Source organism: Legionella taurinensis (genome assembly GCF_900452865.1).
GTDB lineage: Bacteria > Pseudomonadota > Gammaproteobacteria > Legionellales > Legionellaceae > Legionella_C > Legionella_C taurinensis.
In genome coordinates this window covers 941937-963056 of record NZ_UGOZ01000001.1, presented here as the reverse complement: position 1 = coordinate 963056, position 21120 = coordinate 941937, and the positions used below count along the sequence as shown (strand labels likewise).

The following is a 21120-nucleotide window of genomic DNA, read 5'->3' as shown; positions in this document are numbered from 1 at the left end:
GCCTGAAGTAAAAAGACGGCAATGGAAATGTCCAAAAAATTCCCTCCCCCGCTAAAAAACGCTAAAATAGTAATATTGGTTGGGAATGGCAACTGGGGCCAAACGCCTCTCGCCGGCCTCTCAACCTGATTTAACGAGATAACGGAACGCTGATTTTAATGAATTTTCGCCAATTTTTTACCACCCACACCTGGTGGGGGAAAATCCTCGGAGCCTTCTTTGGCTACCAGATTGCAGGGCCTGTCGGTGCCTTTTTAGGTATTTTAATTGGCAACGTGTTTGATCGCGGATTAGTCGAGCATTTTTCCCGTCCTCACTGGCGATACCACGAAGAAAAGCGTCAGGCCGTGCAAAAGGTTTTTTTTGAAACCACGTTTCTGGTAATGGGACACATCGCCAAATCAGACGGCCGGGTTTCCGAGCGTGAAATCGCCATGGCCCGCACCTTAATGGATGAAATGCGTCTAGGTTACGAACAAAAAACCCTGGCCAAGCGTTTTTTCCGTGAAGGAAAACAACCTGATTTTGACCTGGGCCGTACCCTGAACAGGCTGCAACTGACTTGCCGGGATAATCCGGAACTGCTTAAACTGTTCATGGATATCCAGTACCGGGCGGCCATGACCGATGGCCTGTCACCGCCAAAAATCAAAGCACTGGACATGGTTTTCAGCCGTCTTGGCTTTGCCCCCCTGCACAAGCAATACCGCTTTTACGAGGATTTTGGCCCTCAGGCGACGCGTTCCTATTCTTATTCGGGTGCCAATGCCGGTTCCACCCAATCAGGCGCCAGCGGATCCAACGGTTATTCGTCGCAAAACCGACAATCCTATAATCGCCATTATTCCGGCCGGCAGCAGAGCGGTTATTCACCCCAAAATAACCTGACCTTAGCCTACGCCCTGCTTGAGGTATCACCGCAGGCGAGCAAACAGGATATTAAACGGGCCTATCGCCGCCTGATCAGCCGCAATCACCCGGATAAACTGATTGCCAAAGGATTGCCGGAAGAAATGATTAAAATGGCCAATGACAAAACACAGAAAATCACCAAGGCCTATGAATTAATCTGCGAAAGCAAAGGGTGGTAGATTAACGCAGCGAGATTGGCGGCTTCACCGGCTCTTCCGCTTCCTGTTTCAACATCCAGCCATTGAGGTAGGCCACTAACAGGGGTGTGGAGTACCAGTATTGATGGCGCGCCCCCGGCATGCTTAAGTTCTGATAGTTTTTTTCTTCCCAACCCACCTGATTGCGCCGTTCTTTTGCCTGCTTAAGCACAAAACCATAATCAAATTGCCCGACGACATCCATCATGGGGAAATTCACTTTTTTAAGCAGGTCAAGGACGTCTTTTTGTTCCGGCTTATCGTAAGCCGAGATCAGGATTAAACCATTCACTTTCTTTGACTGGGGTTTGGAAAAATAATCCAGAGTCACACGCAGTTTGTTGCCGTAATGCACCACCATCATGCGGTTGTTGTTTTTCTGGCGCAAAGCGGCCAGGGCTTCCGGCACCTGATCAATCCAGCTGTCTTTACCTGTCCCTGAATCAGCCGTAACCACCACCGCCGACCAGCCCCGTTTAGCCAACTGTTCGGCTAAGGATTTACCAAACTGAATGCCGTACAAGGGCGGATCACCAAAGAGAATCACCACACCGCCTTTGGATTTCATGTCAGGAGCCCAATACGGCAAGGCCACCTTTTTTTGGTTGACATTGATTTCCAAAGTCGATACTTCTGCCCTGGCAAGCAATAAAAAGCCCAATAAGAGACATCCCCAAAGGACACGCATAGTCGGCGCAGAACGAGAAGTTGTAAGGGAATTAATGCAAAATTCCTGCCGAAATGTTAGGCAGCTTCAGCGCGGGACACAGGCAATGGAAGCAGCCGCGGCAGCCTTACGCGCCGCGGCAGAGAGTATTAATCCGCAAATTGAATACCCGCTGCATTCAGCAGGTCATGGACTCGCAAGGCCATCATGTCATGCGCCGGTGCGGAAGGATGCACGGGATCAAAAAACAGGTAGCTTGAGCAATCCACCTGACCCTGAAACTTCAGACGTTGCGCGATTTTTAGCATGGACTGTTGAGACGGCTTGTCTACGATCACGTCATAACAGGTTTCAAGCGTATTACTGAAACCATATTGGCCTGGATCAGCCAGCACCTCTCCCATCATCTGATAGACATCGTATTGCAGCCACTGAACGTCCTTGTACTCTTTTTTAAGCGCTTCCACGGTTTGCATCAAGCGGTCGTTGTGATCAAGGGAAATGGCCGATAACACCTCGGTGGCATCAAACAAACGGGCCACAGGAATTTTACCCAGATCAGGCAGGTTCAGCACGAGCACATGCTTGGCTCCGGCTTGGGCCAGACGCTCAAGGCCACGCTTGATGCCCGCATTAACTTCTGTCACCGTCTTGTCGGCATCGTCAGGGATACCCAGGTAATTATTCGCCCCAATCCAGACGATGAACAGGCTGTTCTCATCCGCTTTATCCTGGTGCGCGAGCAGGTAGCTGTCGATTTCCCGTTTCAGGGTAAACAAAATGCCATCGTCTTCACTGTCATTAGACACCCCAGCCCCGCCAAAGGCATAATCGAGCAAACGGCCATTGCCGTCTTTTGGGAAAGAAAGCGCAGCTAGTTTTTCCACCCACACCGGTCCATTGGTGAAACGGCCTTCATAATAAGGCGGCGATTCCGGCAGTTTACGCTCCATGTACTCAAACAGATTGCCGTTGTCCGATAAACTGTCACCAAACACAACAATATTTTTTACGGGTGCGGCGGACACAAAACCGGAAAAAAGCAGAGTAAACAACAGGATTAACACATTCATTTAAAGCCTTATTTTTTTAAAAAAACTCGAGGATTATAGTATAGGGCGGACAAAATGATCAATTTAATTTACATTCAGCCCCAATAATTGACACTGACGCGGCGATTCGCATCGCCTGTCAACAATCCCTTGCAATTTAATTCCTCTATCCACATTATAATGATTTGATCTTCACGTTGAACGCCATGCACAACGAGGCTTATCAAACCCAGCTCCTGCTTTTCAAAAATAAAATCGATTGCCTGCCCAGTCATGAAATCAAGTATTTTCTTCTGCTTTTAGCCACAACCCTTAAACAAAAACCAACGCCCTATGCCAGCAACGTGCTTAAAGCCGCCATGGCACTCACGGATCAGTGCCATGCCTTCCTGAGCGTGAATGATCCCTCCCTGGTGGATGCGTCTTTAAAAGCAGTGCAGCAACGTTATCAGGACCTGGTTCAGATTGCCGGCACAAACAGTGCCCAGACTCAACTCATCCAGGGTATTTTGAATGTGGGCGGCGCCCTGGCCGCATTGATACTGGGGATATTGGGCGGTTTGATAGGTGGTTTTTCAGGCCTGCTGCGTGCTGGAGCACGGCTTGAAAATCCATTCAACCATGCCCTGATCGGTTTTATTACCGGTTTTTTTGTCGGTGCGATGATAGGCTTTCGCGCCCCTAAAAAGCTGTTTAAAGAAGAAACGTTCAGGCAGATTAAATACACACTCGATGGCCTTGGGCGTTCACTGAACCATTTAGCCAGCAGCCAATACCAACCCTTAAACCATTACCTGGATAAGGTTAAAAATCGCTTGCTCATCGAGTATTTCAACATGAATCAGGATGCCTTGGACCGGTTTCTGGAAAGCCCACAGACTTATGAAATCGTGACCTTCGAGGCCCGGTTCATCAGTGATGCCTTAAGGGGTTATGTCGGTCATCATGCATTGATCAAGTTGGCCATTGGCGATAAGCACCTGGCCCTTGAATTTTCACTCGGCGGTTCTGATCTTAAACAAGCCCCCGTGCAACGCGAAAATCGACAGGTAGACGGCAGGCAATTGGTACGCATGATGGCCTTGCATGAACACCTTCAGACGACTCATGCCTGCACCAAACGCTTCATCGCCACGCGCATGAAACCAGGAGAAACGGACTGCCTGAGTTATGTCAACCTGATTTTAACCGGCACCAATCAGCCCGCCACCACCCTCAAGCGACTGACTGCTCAGGATTCGCTGCCTGGAAAAATGATCGGCTTTTTCGCCACCTGTTTCAGTCCTTTTCCGCAAACGGCGTTGGCCGCACAGGACGCGCCGTTGAGTGCCTTAACCCCGGATTGACTGCCTTGGTTACTTGACGTGGTGGCCTGTCGGCTTCGCACTGATTTTTGCTGGAATCAGGTTGTTGCTGATACGCGACACGCTGCTATCAACCCGTCGTTGAAGTTTGATTTCAACCATGACGGTTTCATTCGGATGAAGGATTTTGTTAATGTCCGCGAGCGACGAATGGAAATCAAGCAGGCGGTAATACGCCAGAGCCCGATCACTTGCCTCGGGGTAGGCCCGGATGCGAAATCCCAGATTACCCTGCATTTTGGGGGTATTAATGCCGGTTTCCATGATGTCGTAGTTGAGAAAATAAGTGAGTTTTCCCGGGTTGCGCAGATTTCGCTGGCGATCAACAAAAAACCCTTTGGGCAGGGCCCCTTCGCTGTATTGCGGTCCGGCTGTCAGGTAGAGATCATAATCATCAAGGGGATTGCCCCGGTCATCAATCAGTTTAAATAAAATCATGGAATAGCGATTGGTGACGTATTCGCGCTTATGGAGAAGCGTCCTGACCTGTTCGATCTGTTCGTTTCTCTGGGTTTCTTCCGTCAGCCTGGTAAGCGCATTCGCCAGCGCAGTATAACCGTCACGGGTTTTAACCTTGAGGCATCGCAAAACCCATACCGCCGTCGGGTGAGTAGCGGCATTGGCCATCGTCACGCTGCGGATGATGCCCCTCTTTTTTCCAGAATGGGCGCACCCGGGCAGAATGCCCATGGCCATGGGCCGTGATCGTGTCATTTGGGTTACAACGAGGTTTTCGCCGTTATTCCCCTCCTGATGCAACTGCAGCAGACTGTAATTCATATTCGCCGCCGCGACACGGACAACACCATCCGATCCTGCTTCACCGGTATACGAATTCAGCGCATCATACAGTTGGCGATCAATGGTCTGACCGGTGAGAACAAAGCAATAAATGCCATGCGCTGTGCAATCATAATGCAACCAGCTTTCATTGAGTTGCCAACTCCTCTCGCTTCCAAGTTCAAGCCAGTCCAGCACAGGTTGTCCGGGTTCAATGCCTTCAAAAAAACACTTAATCCGAGCTAACCGGGATTTACCCAATTGCGCCAGCGCCGAACCGTGGTTAGCCGGAGCAAGCATAATCAGATGGCTTAAGGGGCATGCTGCAAGATTGTTTTTATAATATAAATCCATCCATAGACGCACAACTGGCCCGCCGGTGGAATGGGTGATGCAGGCAAAACGTTCCCCCTGACGCAGCTTGTCGGCCATCTCCTCGCGCACAGCATGCTCAAAGGCGCGGGCTATGTCATCGAGGGTCACGGTGTCGTTGAAACTGATGTAGCGCCCAAGATAGATATTCCCCACTTGAATAGCCAATGCGCCCTCCCTGCACTGACTCTCAAGCCATTGAGGCAGTTCGCCATACGTGTTGGTATGGGTCACACTCCAGCCATGGACAAAGATTACAATCATCGTCTTCCTTAATGTGTAGGCCACAAGGGGTATTGTTGCTCAGTCGGATGATATTGGATTTTCGTGCAATAAAAAACTCCTGAACTGCGTTTCGGGTATGTTATTCGCTAGCTCCCCCGACCAATCCCTGTTTAAAATAGGCTTCCTCCATTTTAAGGATGTCTGTTATGGATTTTAAAAAAAATTTTACACGTCAGTTTCTTATGGCCCTGCTTGCGATTCTCAGCGATGTTCAGGAGATGAAAAAAGCGCGTGCAGGTTATACGCAGCAAGAAAAGGATGAGCGCCGCTACAATTGTCAAGCCAGCTTTGGCCTGAAAAACTGGGATAAGGAGACAGCGGTTGATTTTTCCGCCACGGTGTTTGAAGCCCTGGCGCGTGCTTCCGAACACTTCGTGAATCATGTTCAGATGGTTGAGCAGGTGCAGATGCTGAATGAACACATCCTGAAGGAACTGGTGCCTGGTTTGATTAAGGGCCTTGATTGCAACCAACCGCTGGATAAGGTCAGGGACGTGATTACGCAGCGAATCGAATCAATGAAAGAGCCATCGCTGGCCAATAACCCTTACGTATTCTACGGCGGTCTTGCCGCAACGGCTCTGGCTGCAGTGGCTGTCGTGGCTTTATTGCCCTCCAACGGCCCCAGACAGTAAGGGGTAAAAGCCGATTAGGACCATTAAAAGCGCCCTAATCGGCTTTAAAATCACACCGTGCCCAGGGACGTTAACTTCAGTTGACGGCCGCAAACCCAGGCTTTATTCAAGTCCTGGAACACTTCTTTGGGCATGTTCTGGGGTAAACGCACGGTGGAATGATCATCATGGATTTTCAAACCGGAAATGAACTTGCTCTGCAAGCCGGCTTCATTGGCAATCGCACCGACAATATTACCGGGTTTTACACCATGGATACGGCCCACATCGATGCGGAACAGTTCCTGCGGGTAATCGTCGCGGATGTTTTTCTTGCCAAAGCCTTTACGCTCCGAACCCTGGCGCTGTTCGTAAGCACGGGCGGATTTAAACTCGCTTTTAAACTCGCCATCCCGCTGCCGGGTTTCTTTGACCGGTCGAGACGGTTTCGGCAACTCCTGCTGCCAGGCTTTATCCTGATTAAGCATCAAGGCCAAGGACGCTGCAACATCCATCGCGGAAGCCTCAGGATTGGCTTTGAGGAACTCTTCGATGATGCGGTAATAACCCGGGGCGTGTTCATGTCCAAAACGCGATTTGATATTGGCCATAAACCGTTCCTGCCTGGCCTGTTGAATCATGTAGTCATTGGGCACCACGACTTTCTCAATGCGCTGACGCGTATGACGCTCAATGGTATTGAGGATGCGCGATTCCCTCGGCGTAATGAATAACACCGTGACGCCGCTTCGACCGGCACGTCCGGTACGGCCGATGCGGTGTACGTAGGTTTCGCAGTCATGGGGGACATCGTAATTGATAACATGCGTTACCCTGTCAACGTCCAGACCACGTGCCGCCACGTCCGTCGCCACCAGAATGTCAATGGCGCCCTGACGGAACTGGGCAATGATGCGCTCACGCAAAGCCTGGGTTATATCGCCGTGAATCGCCATGGCACGGTATCCCTGCTGCTGCAGCAAGGCGGCCACTTCTTCGGTGCTGCTCTTGGTGCGCACAAACACAATAACACCCTGATAATCTTCAACCGCTAAAACCCGAAGCAAGGCATCCGGTTTTTGGGCCGGGGAGGCGAAAAGGAAACGCTGCTCAATGGCTTTGACCGTGGCCGTGGCGGCTTTAATTTCAACCGAGACCGGATCATTGAGGTAGCTGTTGGCAATTTGACGAATACGATACGGCATCGTCGCTGAAAACAGCGCAATCTGTTTCTCGTCAGGGAGCTTGGCAAGAATGGTTTCCACGTCTTCAATAAAGCCCATACGCAACATCTCGTCGGCTTCATCGAGCACGAAGGTTTTCAGTTGATGAAGCTGCAGGGTGCCGCGATCGATGTGATCGAGGATACGTCCCGGCGTTCCAACCACAATGTGCGCACCGTCACGCAATTGCTTCAGCTGACGGCTGTACTCCTGCCCCCCGCAAAGAACAGACACGGTCGTGCCCTTCTGGTGAACGCTCAACGCTTCAAACTGTTCAGCCACCTGAATGGCCAGTTCGCGTGTTGGCGCCAGGATAAGCGCCTGAGTTGCCCTGGATTTTAACGATAAACGCTTAAGAATAGGCAAAGCAAAAGCCGCCGTCTTCCCCGTACCCGTCTGTGCCTGCGCAATCACATCCCTTCCTTCAAGCAGATACGGTATCGTCTGTGCTTGAACAGGAGATGGCGCTTGAAACTTCATGTCCTCTAGGGCTTTCAGTAAAACATCCGATAGGTCGAGGGCAGCGAAGCTTGCTAATTCTTGTGTCATAAATGGTTCCAAAATATAAATCGTAACTGAAAAAATGGGTTAACTAATGTAAAAATTGCTCACTATAATAGCAAAATCAGCGCAACGATGCACTAAATTTGTTAGTGTGTGCAATTCTTGGCGTGGAATATTACTAAAAAAACAGGAAGATACATTTACAAAAAATTTAAAAACTAATCTAACTGACAATTTTTTAATCTAAATTGACCCTCTTAATTATGATACAACTTTTTAAATAATCAACTGCAATTGCATGGGAATTAATTCAAAGCGAGCCGGTAGGTAACCCAGTACCTCCCCATCCGCCTCCACCGGCACCGGTCTTCCCAGTGTCTCGATTAACACGGTTTTCGCCTGCCGATAATGCACTTTCGACTCCTGCAGATGCCGGCCGGAATAAATTTTTCGAAATTTCAACAACGCGCGTAAAGGCGTCGCATCAAGGAACATCACCACATCCAGCAAGTCATCATCCAGCCTTGCCATGGGCGCTACGTGCATCCGTCCCCCAAAAAACTGGCCATTGCAGAGGGCAATCATCGACATTTTAGCCTCTTCGGCGGGATGATTATCGTATTCAATGCGGACATCCACCGGTTTTAAGGACAACAACGTTTTAAAGCCATGGATAAAATAATAAATTCCGCCCCCGACTCGTTTCAGCCACGGGGTTTTCGACGCACTGACAACCACTTCGGCCGATACCCCGCAACTGGCGATGTTGATGAAATAGCGGATTTTATCGTTGAACGTGATTTTTCCCACATTGGTGTTAATGGTCTGATTATGGACGAGGCGATCGAGAAACTCCGTGATGTGCTGGGAAGGAAACTGCCTGCCAAAATCACCGCCGCACCCGCAATTGAAGTAAGCTGTCTTGAGGTCAGGATAAGGCAATTGATCCGCTGCGATAATGCCGTTGATGGCCTGGCTTAGGGTGCCGTCGCCCCCGATGATAACGAGGTAATCAGGCCGCTCGCTTAACAGATCACGGGTTAACCCGCTGATGTCATCGCTTAAGTTCGACATGCGATGCGTGATTTTTTCAGACAGGGCGTTGAGCCCCGGCTCCAGAGCCTGCCAGATTTTCTTCCCGGCACCATTGCCCGCAATCGGGTTAATAATGACCGCAATGTGCTTCATAGCAGGGCCGCCAGACGACAGGCCTGATCAATGGCATGGCGCGCATCCAGTTCCAGTGCTTTGAAGGCTCCGCCGATTAAATGCACGGATTGACCGCTTTCGCGTAAGGGGTCGTACAAATCCCGCAATTCATTCTGTCCGGCACAAATGACTACGGAGTCAACCGGCAGGACTGTTTTTTCCTCGCCAATGCGGATATGCAGGCCTTCATCGTCAATGCGCTCGTAAGTCACCCCCGCCAGCATCTTGACCTGCTTGTGTTTAAGGCTTAACCGGTGGACCCAGCCTGTGGTTTTACCCAGGTTTTTGCCGTGCTTTTCTTTTTTGCGCTGCAGTAAATACACCTCGCGCGGACTTGGACTCACCTCCGCGTCGTCAAGCCCGCCGCGATGGCTGACAGTCAAATCAATTCCCCATTCCTTGTAAAAATGTTTCGCTTCATGGCCATGGTGCTCGTGCGTCAGCCATTCCGCCACATCAAAGCCAATGCCGCCGGCACCGATAATGGCCACCCGTTGGCCGGGCACACGCCGCTCCATGATCACATCAATGTAGGTCATGACTTTTTCATGATGGATGCCGTCAATTTGCGGAATCCTTGGCGTGATGCCAGAGGCCAGCACCACCTCGTCAAACCCCTGCAGCAAGGCCGGCGTCGCCTCCGTATTGAAGCGGATATCCACCCCGAGTTTAGGCAATTGATGGGCAAAATAATTGATAGTGTGCTGAAACTCCTCCTTGCCAGGGATGCGCCTGGCCAGATTAAACTGGCCGCCGAGCACATCGCTTTTTTCAAACAGGGTGACGTCATGCCCGCGTTCAGCGGCTACTGCCGAAAAAGCCAGGCCTGCGGGTCCAGCGCCAACCACCGCGATGCGTTTGGGATGATGGACTGTCTGATAAACAAGCTCGGTCTCATTGCAGGCTCTGGGATTCACCAGACAGGACGCCGTTTTATTGACAAAGACCCGGTCGAGGCACGCTTGATTACAGGCAATGCAGACGTTAATCGCGGCACTTTCACCGCGTTTGGCTTTTTCCACAAAATGCGCATCCGCTAAAAAAGGCCTGGCCATGGACACCATGTCCGCATGGCCCTCCGCCAGTACCCGGTTGGCCAATTCCGGCGTGTTGATGCGGTTAGAGGTAATGACAGGAATTCGCAATTCCGGTTTCAGTTGTTTAGTCACTGCCGTAAACGCCGCGGGAGGCACCATGGTCGCAATGGTGGGAATACGGGCTTCATGCCAGCCAATGCCGGTATTGATTAATGTGGCTCCTGCGTCTTCAATGGCTTTGGCCAACAGAACAATTTCTTCCCAGCTGCTGCCCTGGCTTATCAAATCCAGCATGGATAAACGGTAAATGATAATGAATTTCTCACCGACAGCCTGCCGCACTTCACGCACAATCTCGACCGGAAAGCGAATGCGATTGGCGTAACTGCCGCCCCACTCATCCAAACGGTGGTTGGTGTGAGCAACGATGAACTGATTGAGCAGATAGCCTTCGCTGCCCATGATTTCGACGCCGTCATAGCCCGCGCCTTGGGCAAGCTTTGCACAGCGGGCAAAGTGCTGGATGGTTTTGGCAATACGGCGCTTGGTCATAACCCAGGGTTTGAATGGACTGATTGGCGATTTAATGCCGCTTGGCGCCACAATGAAAGGGTGATAGCCGTAACGCCCGGCATGGAGAATCTGCAGGGCAATTTTCCCGCCCGCATCGTGCACAGCATGGGTAATGACTTCATGACGCTGCTGTTCTTTGCTGTTGGTGAGTTTGGCGGCAAAGGGCGCTAAACGGCCGGAACGGTTGGGGGCAAATCCGCCGGTTACAATCAACCCTGCTCCGCCCAAGGCCCGTTCACGGTAAAAGGCAGCGAGACGGTCAAGTCCTTCCTTGTCTTCTTCAAGTCCTGTGTGCATGGAGCCCATCAGAATGCGGTTTTTAAGGTGGGTAAATCCTAAATCCAGCGGCTGAAAGATGGCTTTAAACGGGGTATTGTCAATTCTCAATTCCATGAACGGTAATCCATCGCGGCAACTTAAAAAAAAGAGTATAAGGTTTTCAAAAGCATAACGACAGCATTACTTTAAACGCAGCGGGGAATTCCAGTTGCCTTTTTAGCTTAACTTGCTACCATGCTTTTTAATCCACCTGCCCGGCCCACGATGAGCATTAAAAAATACCCGACCTGCATTGGCTATTGCGCCTTGATTTTCTGGGTATTGGCTGCGCCATTCACTGCCACGGTCAAATCCCTGCCCCTGTTTGAAACCTTAAGCCTGACTTTTCTGGTGAGCTTCCTGTTTTCAGCCATGCAACTCACCCTGCGCAGGCAATGGGCCGCGCTCAAACAACCCTGGCCGCTGTACCTGCTGGGTTTTATCGGTATTTACGGCAATCAAATCCTGTACGTGGCGTCATTCAAATACGCCCCGGCTTCCCATGCGGATCTGATCAATTACCTCTGGCCGATTCTCATCCTGGTACTCACCGGCTTTTTACCCAACGAACAACGCAGCAGCAAGCACCTCCTTGCCGCCTGCTTTGGTTTTGCCGGTGTCTACATTCTTCTGTGCCAGGGAGAAACAGGCTTTGATCGCCAATACCTGCAAGGCTATCTTCTGGCGTTTACGGGTGCACTGGTCTGGGCGCTTTACAGCGTGACAGCACGCTTCTTCAATGAGGCACCGGTGGACATGATTGGTCTTTGTTGTGGATTGGCTGCTGTGTCGTCCGGTGTGCTTCATGTGACTTACGAAACCACCGTACTCCCCCAGGGCAGGGAATGGGCCGTTCTGCTGTTGATGGGGTTAACCACTCAGGGTCTGGCTTATTTTTTCTGGGATTTCGGCATAAAAAAAGGCGATTTTAAACTGTTAAGCCTGCTGTCTTATGGTAATCCCGTGCTCTCCATGCTGGTATTAATCCTCCTTGGGATGGCAAGTCCTACCCGGGAGCTGCTCATTGCTTTTAGCTTGGTCGCTCTGGGCGGGGTCATCGGCATGGTGTCCTGGAATAAAGAGGACTAGCCTCGATTTGACAGAAAATGCTAGACTTATCAACTCACTACAGCCTAAGGAAAATCATGAAAACCAACTCATTGCTTGCTGTCAGTCTCTTTTTTCTGTCCTCAGCGCATGCTGCGGCATTAACCAGCGAGGTTTACGCCACCGAAACCGGCGAAAAAATAGGTGAGGTCGTTTTTGAAGACAGTGAGTACGGTTTACTGATCAAACCAGCGCTTCATGCACTTCCTGCAGGGAAAATGCACGGCTTTCACCTGCATCAACAGGCGGATTGCGGGGATAAGGGCATGAAAGCAGGAGGACACTATGATCCGGCCAACACCAACGCGCATGCCGGCCCTTATGGCAACGGGCATTTAGGCGATTTGCCCGTTTTAGCCGTCGACAGCGAAGGGCAAGCCAATACCCCTCTGCTGGCCCCTCGATTAAAAACCAGTGATTTGAAAGGTCTGGCGGTGATGATTCATGCCGGAAGCGACAATTACAGCGATAACCCACCCCTGGGCGGCGGCGGAGCCCGCATCGCTTGCGGTACCCTTAATTAAACACGGGCCGATGGCTTGGTCAGCATCAGCCCCGCATCGTGTTACTTTTGGGCGATTTGGGTATACGCTGGATTATCGGTGCGAACAAAAATCTGCGTGTAATAAATGTATCCGCGTTTATCATGCGCAATACCGACGCCAGTCATATTGAAATTGCCTTCAATGTTGCGGCGATGGCCGGGGCTGGTGAGCCAGCGACGCACAACTTCCCGGGGCCCGACTTTAAAATACGCAACGTTTTCTGAACCCGAACGACACAGCTGAATGGCGTCATAAATGCGCTTAATGCGTTTGTTAAAATCGATATGGCCAAACGCCATGCGTTTAGACGCCATGTCCTGACTGTGGATAGCCGCCTCATGCGACATGAATTTATTCATTACCAGCGGCTTTAACCCTTTCGACTGCCGGTATTTATTCACCTCATCAAGAACCAGTTGCTGATCATGGGCGTACCGGTCTTCAAGCGCCGCGGCACCCACCGACTGGGCGAAAACGCTCATTACCAGGAGGACAAGCAGGACGGCATTTTTTCTCATTATGATTCTTCCTCATTCGTTGAAAAGGGCAAATTTTAACCCTGATGATCTTTTTTTGCCAGATAAAAGTGAAACACCATGAACTATACTTGCAAATAATGACAACAGGGAGACGCGTGCATGATAAGCACAGAATCAGGACCTAGCGATCGTCGCTTACAACTGGCTCAATGCGGAAGTCATTGGGGTGAAGACATCGATTTCGGCGACTCTGACCATACGGGCAAGGACGAATGGTTTGAGACAGCCGTACCCGGTACCGTGGGATTAAACGGCAGTGAACCCGGTCCCGGACCCGGCATCGTTTTGAAAGACATCGAACACAACCCGGTTGAAATGGTGTGGACGGAAAGCCTTATTGGGTGCATGGGGCTGGCTATTATCGGCCAGGACAAAGACGGAAAAACGGATGCTTTTTTTGCCCACGCACGACAATACGACAGGGCAGACGCTGCCACCACGCCCGACAATCCCATTCACTTAGCCCGGGAATTTGTCAAAAGCCATGATAATGTCCGCGTCTTTTGGGGAACTGATTTTTTACACGGGTGTCGAACAACAGAAGATTACAGCATGGCGGCAGGTTGCCCGCGAGAATGCACAACGAAAATTATCTTCCGATTTGGGCTGTTGGGTCAGGGCCAATGATTGCCTGCCGTCAAGCAGCATGACGTTCCTGCCCAAAGAGGGATTGCTTCGGCCGGGAAAACCGCTTGAAGTGATGAGCAAGCTTGCGAAAGAAGACCACCTGGCTGAAAAACAAGCGTTTTCCAACAGCAAAGCCTTAAGCAAATTCACCCCGGACACTGGCATTCTAGGACGCATGGAAATGCATCTCGCGGAAATCAGGATGCAGCGTCAATGCAAGATGCGGTTGTATCATCAGGACGCCAAGCGGGATTATAAAATCCTCATTTTAAGCCAGGCCATTGAAGCGTATCGCGTCGGCAATATTGACGTATTACGTCGTTATGCCCAGGATGCGGAAAGAAATGTCGCCTCCTTTGTCGATCCTAAAAGCGTGGATGCCTGGCACAAGACCTCCGGCGAGAGTGTTACCGCCAGACTGGTTCAGGACGCTTTTGCTGATGCACGCGACAAAACACGGAGAATGAATGACACCGGATGCGGCCTTAGAGAAGATGGTAATGATGTCCACGATTACAAAGAATATGCCACTGTCGTGCCATCAACAACCAGTCGGGCAGAACTATAGCCTCAGGCGCCCTGCCCGGCATTAAGACAGAAAGGGCTGCTTTAAGCTGAATAAATGGCGCACATGATGCGCATATTATGGTATTATTGAATGAGTGTTTTAAACCCATTCATGACCATGACCCCTTCTCTTCACCGTGATCTCCACCAGCAAGTGCCAGGCTCCTGGCGCATTCGCCTGCAAAATTGGTTCAGTTTCCTACCCGGCATTAAACCCGTTGATCCCCGGGTCGTGACGTTGCGAAAAAAATTAAATCAGGCCCATGATTTCCAATACCTTGACTACTACCATTGTCATGCGGATTATTTTAATCGCCGTTTTAAAAATAAAGCGTTCAAGCATTCCTCTCCGGAAACCAACTACCTGGTCAAGGCCTATCCACCGCCTCCGCTGATTGATCCCGCATTCGCGGTTCTTGGAAGCGGCTCCGTAAATGAAGCGGCATCCGAGCACTTCAATGACGATGAGATGCAGGCTGAATCCATTACTCCTCCCGAAACCCTGGATTGGATTGTAACCGAGGCAGACGCCAGTCAAACCGCCTCGCCCAGTCAATCCGCGGCGTTTTAGCACGCGGTGTTTTACTCCCCTTAAGTCATCTGGCGTCAGGCCGTATTTGCCCCTATGATGGAATGAGAATCGCCACTGAAGGAACACCCATGACTGCCTTGCCGCATTTTGTCTGTACTCACCCCTACCTCAGCATGCTGGTCTTTGCCTGCATTGGTTTTCTTCTGCGCGGCATGGTACGCGTCAACTTACAGGCTGTGCGTTTTGCCATTGACGATCTGGAGATGGCCTTGCAGGACAATGATCTTGAACAGGCGAAGCATTGCGTAGACCGGCTTAAAGCCGGATTTGGCTGGCGATAATGGGTGGCAACGCGCCAACGCGCGTTGCTTTTTTATAATTTGCTGCTGACGTGCACGGCATGAATCACGGCGCTGATTCGTCCGACGCGGGCAATGGCCGCAGGCGTTAAACCATGTTCCAGCAATTGCCGACCATGGGCACTGATGCAGGCACCGCAACCATTTAACACCGACACAGCGAGACTCAAGACCTCAAATGTCACTTTATCGGTCCCGGGATTCATCATGCCCTGCATGCGAAGCCCCGCAGGGATTTTTCCCAGTTCCGGTAGTTCGCTGAGATGAACAAAACGGTAATAAATGTTGTTCATCGCCATGATGCTCGCGGCATTTTTTGCAGCGTCCTCCATGCTAAGATCACCCTGCAAGGCTTTAATGCCAGCCACCAGCGGCTGATTATCAAGGTGATAGGCAACCGCCAACGCTGAGCCTATGATTTGCTCTTTACTCAAACCGTCTGTCTGCTCAAGATCAAGGACCTTGCCCACATTGATACGGGCATCTTTGGCAAATTCCGGCAACAGATCTTTAATGGATTGCAACATGGTTCTCTCCGTTATGATGACTTGTCTTCTGCCCATCAGACATGGATGGTTTCTTCCCCTTTTTTCCAATTGCACGGGCACAATTCATCCGTTTGCAGGGCATCGAGTACGCGGAGCACTTCCTGTGGATTACGGCCCACATTCAAATCCGTGACCATGACAAAGCGGGTAATGCCTTGCGGATCAACGATAAAGGTGGCCCGTTGCGCTACCCCTTCCTGCTCATCCAGGATGCCTAAGGCCTGACTCAGTTCCCGTTTAATGTCAGCGAGCATGGGAAATGGCAGGTTTTTTAAATCCGCGTGATTGTTACGCCAGGCCAGATGCACGAATTCGCTGTCGGTACTTCCGCCTAAAATTTGCGCATCTCTATCGGCAAATTCACCGGCCAGTTTGCCGAATTCAGCAATTTCAGTCGGGCATACAAAGGTAAAATCTTTAGGCCAGAAAAAAACCACCAGCCATTTTTCTTTGTACGTGTTATTGTTGATGACAGTGAACGCATCATGCACATCGTTCCCTACCGTTGCCTTTAATTCAAACGTTGGAAATGGATTACCGACTGTGATCATTTTATTCTCCTCAATTATTCGGTTTCACTGTAAATTTAGCCGCATGGTAGCAATAAGTAAAATTGAATATTACTATGATATTAATAGATAATATCTATTGAATGGTGCCTTGTCTTGGGTTGATTACTGATCAATTGGATGCTTAAATGACTGTCTGTGCAATTAATAAAAATAAGAGGACCTCATGAGCAAACAAGAAAAAATCTGCCGCATCGTGCGCTTCATTACCAATAAAAACTGGCAGGGAACCTGCTGCCGCTGATGGACGTCCCGGCACTGCAGGCTGTTTTGCATTATCAAAATCCAACCGTGGTGCGCCATTTTGCGCACCACCATCCGGAGTTTAATCTTAAAGCCAGCCAGCAGCTTTTTAGCGATTTACTGGCTTGGCTATGGCTAAACGCTTACCGGCAAAAAACGAATCGGCACACTTATTTTTTTGGTCCGCTGCTGCCTCTGGATGCCATGTGGCATACCTTTATCCTTCATACCCGCGACTACACGGATTTCTGTCAGGCGTTCTTTAACGCGTATTTTCATCATGAGGTAGAGCCTCCGGGCGAAGAACATCAATTAACGCCGGACGAACTGGCGGATTTTCTCACCGACTGCTACGACCACCTCGGCGAAGCATGGGTTAATCGCTATTTTTCTGAAGCATTGGAACCCTTCGAATAAGACCAACCTGTCTTTCATCATTGTCCGCTTCGCCATATCGACAAGGCATTGGAGATAACGTATTATCCTTAGGATTGTGTTGGTGTAACTGGCCAAACAAGAATAACAATCAGCCTCCCCAGAGGACAACTGCACAATTAATTGGGAGTGAAGCCATGGCAGCCGAGCATTATTCGGCCTCTCTTGTGAGTCAACTGTCATTACCGGGCACTCAGCAAATGCCTCAAGGCTATTTTCGCTCCAAATTATTTGTTGCTCCTTTTACAACCAATCCGCTCGTTGCCGCAGCAGGACCTGTTTTATCTCTTCTGGAACGATTGGGTGTCAGTCCTTCTTTGCCGCCGGTACAAACCATCCGCGGCAATATTGAACATGAGTTACTGGCCTTTCATAGCCGGGTGCTCGGCAAATCCTATAGCGATGAATTCATAGCCATAGCCCGTTATTTGCTTTGCGCCACCATTGATGAATTGCTGGGAAAGAGCTACCTGCGCCTGCATAAAGAACCCGCCATCTTTGCGGCGTTCACCCCGGCATCTCAGGATGGCACGGGTCCTGAACAGCGCTTTTTTGATGTTGTTCATTTCATCAAGGAACGGCCCCACCAATACCTGGACTTGATTGAGTTGGCCTATTACTGCCTGATTGCCGGCTTTGAAGGCATACAGCATGGGCAGGCCAATGGTCGCAGCGTGCTGGATAACCTGATCGAAGAACTCTATCAATTAATTCAACAGCACCGGGTAAATCAATCGCATCACCTGTTTAAAGAACAGAAAAAGGCCGATTTTAGCCCCGCGAGCCGCAAACCGCTACTGAGGGTGTGTTTTCTCTCGTTGGGATTGCTTATTGCCGGTTACCTTGTGAGTTACCTCCTGCTGGAAAATAAAGCCAAAACCGTCCAGACAGGACATCATCTCATAGCCAAACTGGATGACTAATGGATAAATCGCTACACCTGCTTTGCGAAGCATTAAAACGAATTTTCGTACAATTAAAACCGCAACAAACGCCGTTGTCTTTCCTGTTATTGATTGGTAAAACCGGCCAGGGTAAAACGGCGCTTTTAAAGCAGGCCAATCTTATCCATTGCCCCATCGAGAACGAGCAGGGTGCCAATCTGTTTTACAATAATCAGGGGGTTATTCTTGAGTTGGGCGAAACCTGGCTTCACAGCAGTGAAAGCTTGTTAACCAATACGCTCAAGCAATTGAACCGCTGCCACAGCAATGTCAAAATCAATGGCCTCATCCTTTGCATCAACAGCAGTGAATTGTTGCTGATTGAACCGGCACAGCTTGTCGAGCATTGCAAATCACACATGCAATTACTTGAACGTTTCGGCAGCGCCCTGGGGTATTGCACGGACATGGCCCTTCTGTTCACGCAACTGGATACGCTGGCCGGTTTTTGTGAATTTTTTCAGTCTGAGCACCCCAGCGAACTCGCCAAACCCCTGGGTTTTTCATTGGAAAACACGGGGACCCGCAACAAATTCATTGAAAAGTATCAATCCCAGTTTGACCAGATGATCGAAGTCCTGGGTCAGCAAATTATCAATAAACTGCACCCCGCCCGTTCCAGCGCCAAGCGGACATTAATCCGTGAATTTCCCCTGCAATTAGCCTGCCTGCGGGTGCCTGTGCAGGCCTTGATTCAACAGTTGAACCATCAGCTCTTTCGTCTGCAGGGTTTGTATTTTACCAGTGCGCAACAGGGCGGTTTAACCATTGATCGTTTAAACCGTAAGATTCAGCATGAATATGCGTTAACCGTGCAGGACCGGTTTCAACAGTCCAGCAACTACCGCCCCTATTTTATCGAAGGAGCCATCAAAGCCCTGCAGGAACACACAAAAAGCCATGTGCCGGGCATGAGCGGGCGGCATAAACTGATTGCAGGCATTGCGGCAGGGGTTGTCGGCCTGGCGCTCTGCGGCGTGTCTTATCAACATTGGACGACCTCAAGACTGCTTGATGAGGCCAGCAAGGAGTTACTGGCGTATGAAACGCTCATAGGTCAGCCCAATGGCAAAACATCGGCACTGTATCATCTGTCGCTGGCGGAGACTAAAATAGACTCCATTCCTGTTAATCTGTTGTCGCTGACCATCATTGAACAACTGAAAAGCCAACTGCATTCCAATGCCCAGAGCAGACTGCACCACAATTTCTTACCGGACATGATAGCCAGCCTCGAAGCAATCATTGCCAATCCGTCACAAAGCCAATTGGCCCGCTATCAGGCTTTAAAAATTTACCTGATGCTGGCTGAGCCGGAGCATTTTTCAGAAACGGCGGTGATTGACTGGTTCAGAAGCACTCATGAAGCAAGCCATGCCGCGCCAATGAATGACAAAGAGCTTCTGCTTCTTAAAAAAGCATTGAAGCAGCCGCTGCAGCCCATCGCCATTAACCGTCAACTGGTCAGTGATGTTCGCAATTACCTCAACGCCCTGCCTGCGGCTTACCTGTATTATTCTTTGGCAAAGGACAATTTCCCTAAAGACAAAAAAATCATCGACATACCCGGGTTTGATCTGACCAACAGGGAATTGCCGGTTTATTACACCAAAAAAGGCTTTAACGAGGTTATGGCAAAACTGCCAGCGATCAGCGCACAACTCCAGGACGAAAATTGGATTTTGGCTCGACAGGATTTGCAAAACCTGCCCTCGCAACTCGAACAGGCTTATTGTTTTGAATACGCAACCTGGTGGCAGAATTTCATTCGCCGCACACACCCTCAGCATTACCAGGGCTATCAGCAGGCACGTCTGCTGACTCAAACGCTGACGAAAACCAATGCCATTGAGCGTCTCGTTGAGCTGATTCAGGAGCAGACCAGCCCGTCGCCGGATCAAAGCGCCTCTGTTTTCAATCAACAGGTGGCAAGCCAGTTTACTTCTCTTAACTTAATGAGCAATTCCGCCACGCATGATTTGAGTTTAAACATCAGCGAACTGGAGAAATTCATTACTACGCTGGCGCTGGTCAATGATCAGGGACGCACCGTTTTTGAACTGACGCGCTCACGCTTCAGCGGCGAATCCTTATCCGATCCATTAAGCGCACTGTACAATCGCGCCCGTCAGCTCCCGGAGCCTGTATCCACTTGGGCGAAACAAATTGCCGATGACACCTGGTTTATTTTTATCACGGAAAGCCGTACCTATTTGAATCACCAATGGCAGCGGCTGGTTTTTACGGATTATCAATCGGCCATCGCCAACCGTTACCCACTGGATGCCAATAACCCGGACAATGAAGTATCGCTTATGGAGTTTGATCGCTTTTTTGCACCGGAAGGCACCTTGAATTCCTTCGTGAATCATTATTTAAAACCCTTCCTGGATACCTCCAAACCACAATGGCAATCAAAAGAATTAAACGGCTACGTCATGCCGATTTCCACCGATTTGATTAATGAATTGATACGGGCCAATGTCATCAGTAATATGTTTTTCCCTGAGCACGCCAAAACCAGCAAAATCGACTTCACCCTGCAAAAAATCAATCTGGATCCAGTGGTGGCGAATTTACAGTTATCCATCGGTGAAACCAAACTCACCGACAGCCAGACGAGCGACTCCTACACCCTTTTCAGCTGGCCTCAATCCGATGCCAAACTGGCCATTTACTCCATTGAAGGCAACCATTTTGAACTGGAAGAGAAAGGCCCCTGGGCCTTCTTTAAAATTCTCCAGAAAGTCAATGTGCTGGTCGACAGCAACGACAGCGCGAGCCTTCAGATCCTGTTTGAAATCAACGGCAATTCAGGACGATACCAGCTCAAAACTGAAAATCAGATCAATCCGTTTAGTCCGGGCATTTTAACGGGGTTTAATTTAAATGAAGAGATAGCCTGACGTGTCCATGTTCGGCAACCAGGCATTGACAGGCTGATGTTCTGATAGCATGACGGCGTTTGTGGGTACTGCACAACACGGAAGAAGGCCAT

Annotated in this window: 21 protein-coding genes; 12 read left to right on the top strand and 9 right to left on the bottom strand. The window is 50.0% G+C overall.

What is annotated here, in order from left to right; all coding sequences use genetic code 11:
- Positions 1 to 158 precede the first annotated feature (158 nt).
- On the top strand, positions 159 to 1091 hold the full coding sequence (gene djlA, locus DYE45_RS04550; RefSeq protein WP_108292302.1) for a co-chaperone DjlA: 933 nt from the start codon (positions 159 to 161) through the stop codon (positions 1089 to 1091).
- Between the two features lies 1 nt (position 1092).
- On the opposite strand, the gene DYE45_RS04545 is transcribed toward djlA, so the two are convergent.
- Both DYE45_RS04545 and plaA read right to left on the bottom strand, forming a co-directional pair.
- Positions 1093 to 1770, bottom strand: coding sequence for a type 1 periplasmic-binding domain-containing protein (locus DYE45_RS04545; protein WP_108292304.1), 678 nt, complete (start codon positions 1768 to 1770; stop codon positions 1093 to 1095).
- A 155-nt stretch (positions 1771 to 1925) separates the two neighbouring features.
- Positions 1926 to 2849 carry a GDSL family lysophospholipase PlaA gene (gene plaA, locus DYE45_RS04540; RefSeq protein ID WP_108292306.1) on the bottom strand — a complete coding sequence of 308 codons (924 nt, stop codon included), beginning with the start codon at positions 2847 to 2849 and terminating at the stop codon, positions 1926 to 1928.
- A 185-nt stretch (positions 2850 to 3034) separates the two neighbouring features.
- Here plaA and DYE45_RS04535 point away from each other — a divergent pair, with 185 nt between their 5' ends.
- Positions 3035 to 4174: a YtxH domain-containing protein gene (locus DYE45_RS04535; protein WP_108292307.1), complete on the top strand. Its 1140-nt coding sequence runs from the start codon at positions 3035 to 3037 to the stop codon at positions 4172 to 4174.
- Positions 4175 to 4183: 9 nt separating this feature from the next.
- Here the strand turns inward: DYE45_RS04535 and plaB are convergent, their stop codons facing one another.
- The gene (gene plaB, locus DYE45_RS04530) at positions 4184 to 5608 is read right to left on the bottom strand and encodes a phospholipase PlaB (RefSeq protein ID WP_108292309.1); all 1425 of its coding nucleotides are present in this window, start codon (positions 5606 to 5608) and stop codon (positions 4184 to 4186) included.
- A 167-nt stretch (positions 5609 to 5775) separates the two neighbouring features.
- On the opposite strand from plaB, the gene DYE45_RS04525 reads away from it, so the two are divergent.
- Positions 5776 to 6264 (top strand): hypothetical protein, encoded by a 489-nt coding sequence (locus tag DYE45_RS04525; RefSeq protein WP_108292311.1) that lies wholly within the window; start codon positions 5776 to 5778, stop codon positions 6262 to 6264.
- A gap of 50 nt (positions 6265 to 6314) precedes the next feature.
- On the opposite strand, the gene DYE45_RS04520 is transcribed toward DYE45_RS04525, so the two are convergent.
- The 3 genes from DYE45_RS04520 to DYE45_RS04510 form a co-directional block, all read right to left on the bottom strand.
- Positions 6315 to 8015, bottom strand: coding sequence for a DEAD/DEAH box helicase (locus DYE45_RS04520; protein WP_108292313.1), 1701 nt, complete (start codon positions 8013 to 8015; stop codon positions 6315 to 6317).
- Between the two features lie 231 nt (positions 8016 to 8246).
- The gene (locus DYE45_RS04515) at positions 8247 to 9158 is read right to left on the bottom strand and encodes a diacylglycerol/lipid kinase family protein (RefSeq protein ID WP_108292315.1); all 912 of its coding nucleotides are present in this window, start codon (positions 9156 to 9158) and stop codon (positions 8247 to 8249) included.
- A complete protein-coding gene (locus DYE45_RS04510) occupies positions 9155 to 11182 on the bottom strand; it encodes an NADPH-dependent 2,4-dienoyl-CoA reductase (protein ID WP_115300525.1) in 2028 nt (675 codons plus the stop codon). The genes DYE45_RS04515 and DYE45_RS04510 overlap by 4 nt, the downstream gene beginning before the upstream one ends.
- 150 nt (positions 11183 to 11332) lie before the next feature.
- On the opposite strand from DYE45_RS04510, the gene DYE45_RS04505 reads away from it, so the two are divergent.
- A complete protein-coding gene (locus DYE45_RS04505; RefSeq protein WP_160160679.1) occupies positions 11333 to 12196 on the top strand; it encodes a DMT family transporter in 864 nt (287 codons plus the stop codon).
- A gap of 53 nt (positions 12197 to 12249) precedes the next feature.
- Positions 12250 to 12738: a superoxide dismutase family protein gene (locus tag DYE45_RS04500; RefSeq protein ID WP_115301067.1), complete on the top strand. Its 489-nt coding sequence runs from the start codon at positions 12250 to 12252 to the stop codon at positions 12736 to 12738.
- Between the two features lie 41 nt (positions 12739 to 12779).
- Here the strand turns inward: DYE45_RS04500 and DYE45_RS04495 are convergent, their stop codons facing one another.
- Entirely contained in the window at positions 12780 to 13277 is a 498-nt protein-coding gene (locus DYE45_RS04495; protein WP_242602672.1) for a CAP domain-containing protein, read from the bottom strand.
- Positions 13278 to 13397: 120 nt separating this feature from the next.
- Here DYE45_RS04495 and DYE45_RS04490 point away from each other — a divergent pair, with 120 nt between their 5' ends.
- The 4 genes from DYE45_RS04490 (at position 13398) to DYE45_RS04475 (ending at position 15365) form a co-directional block, all read left to right on the top strand.
- Positions 13398 to 13925 (top strand): hypothetical protein, encoded by a 528-nt coding sequence (locus DYE45_RS04490; RefSeq protein WP_115300523.1) that lies wholly within the window; start codon positions 13398 to 13400, stop codon positions 13923 to 13925.
- Complete coding sequence (locus tag DYE45_RS04485) at positions 13900 to 14493, top strand: hypothetical protein (protein ID WP_133138167.1); 594 nt, start codon at positions 13900 to 13902, stop codon at positions 14491 to 14493. The genes DYE45_RS04490 and DYE45_RS04485 overlap by 26 nt, the downstream gene beginning before the upstream one ends.
- A 90-nt stretch (positions 14494 to 14583) precedes the next feature.
- The gene (locus tag DYE45_RS04480) at positions 14584 to 15063 is read left to right on the top strand and encodes a hypothetical protein (protein WP_133138166.1); all 480 of its coding nucleotides are present in this window, start codon (positions 14584 to 14586) and stop codon (positions 15061 to 15063) included.
- Positions 15064 to 15152: 89 nt separating this feature from the next.
- Positions 15153 to 15365 (top strand): hypothetical protein, encoded by a 213-nt coding sequence (locus DYE45_RS04475; protein ID WP_108292325.1) that lies wholly within the window; start codon positions 15153 to 15155, stop codon positions 15363 to 15365.
- Between the two features lie 32 nt (positions 15366 to 15397).
- Here the strand turns inward: DYE45_RS04475 and DYE45_RS04470 are convergent, their stop codons facing one another.
- Both DYE45_RS04470 and DYE45_RS04465 read right to left on the bottom strand, forming a co-directional pair.
- Complete coding sequence (locus DYE45_RS04470) at positions 15398 to 15910, bottom strand: carboxymuconolactone decarboxylase family protein (RefSeq protein WP_108292327.1); 513 nt, start codon at positions 15908 to 15910, stop codon at positions 15398 to 15400.
- Positions 15911 to 15945: 35 nt separating this feature from the next.
- A complete protein-coding gene (locus DYE45_RS04465) occupies positions 15946 to 16482 on the bottom strand; it encodes a peroxiredoxin (RefSeq protein WP_115300520.1) in 537 nt (178 codons plus the stop codon).
- 261 nt (positions 16483 to 16743) lie between these two features.
- Between DYE45_RS04465 and DYE45_RS04460 the strand changes: the two genes are divergently transcribed.
- The 3 genes from DYE45_RS04460 to icmF all read left to right on the top strand — a co-directional run bounded on the left by DYE45_RS04460 (position 16744) and on the right by icmF (position 21028).
- Positions 16744 to 17160: a UCP032817 domain-containing protein gene (locus tag DYE45_RS04460; RefSeq protein WP_108292331.1), complete on the top strand. Its 417-nt coding sequence runs from the start codon at positions 16744 to 16746 to the stop codon at positions 17158 to 17160.
- Between the two features lie 155 nt (positions 17161 to 17315).
- Positions 17316 to 18101 carry a type IVB secretion system protein IcmH/DotU gene (icmH, locus tag DYE45_RS04455; protein WP_108292333.1) on the top strand — a complete coding sequence of 262 codons (786 nt, stop codon included), beginning with the start codon at positions 17316 to 17318 and terminating at the stop codon, positions 18099 to 18101.
- Entirely contained in the window at positions 18101 to 21028 is a 2928-nt protein-coding gene (gene icmF, locus DYE45_RS04450) for a type IVB secretion system protein IcmF (protein WP_115300519.1), read from the top strand. Before icmH ends, icmF begins: the two co-directional genes overlap by 1 nt.
- Positions 21029 to 21120: the final 92 nt, after the last annotated feature.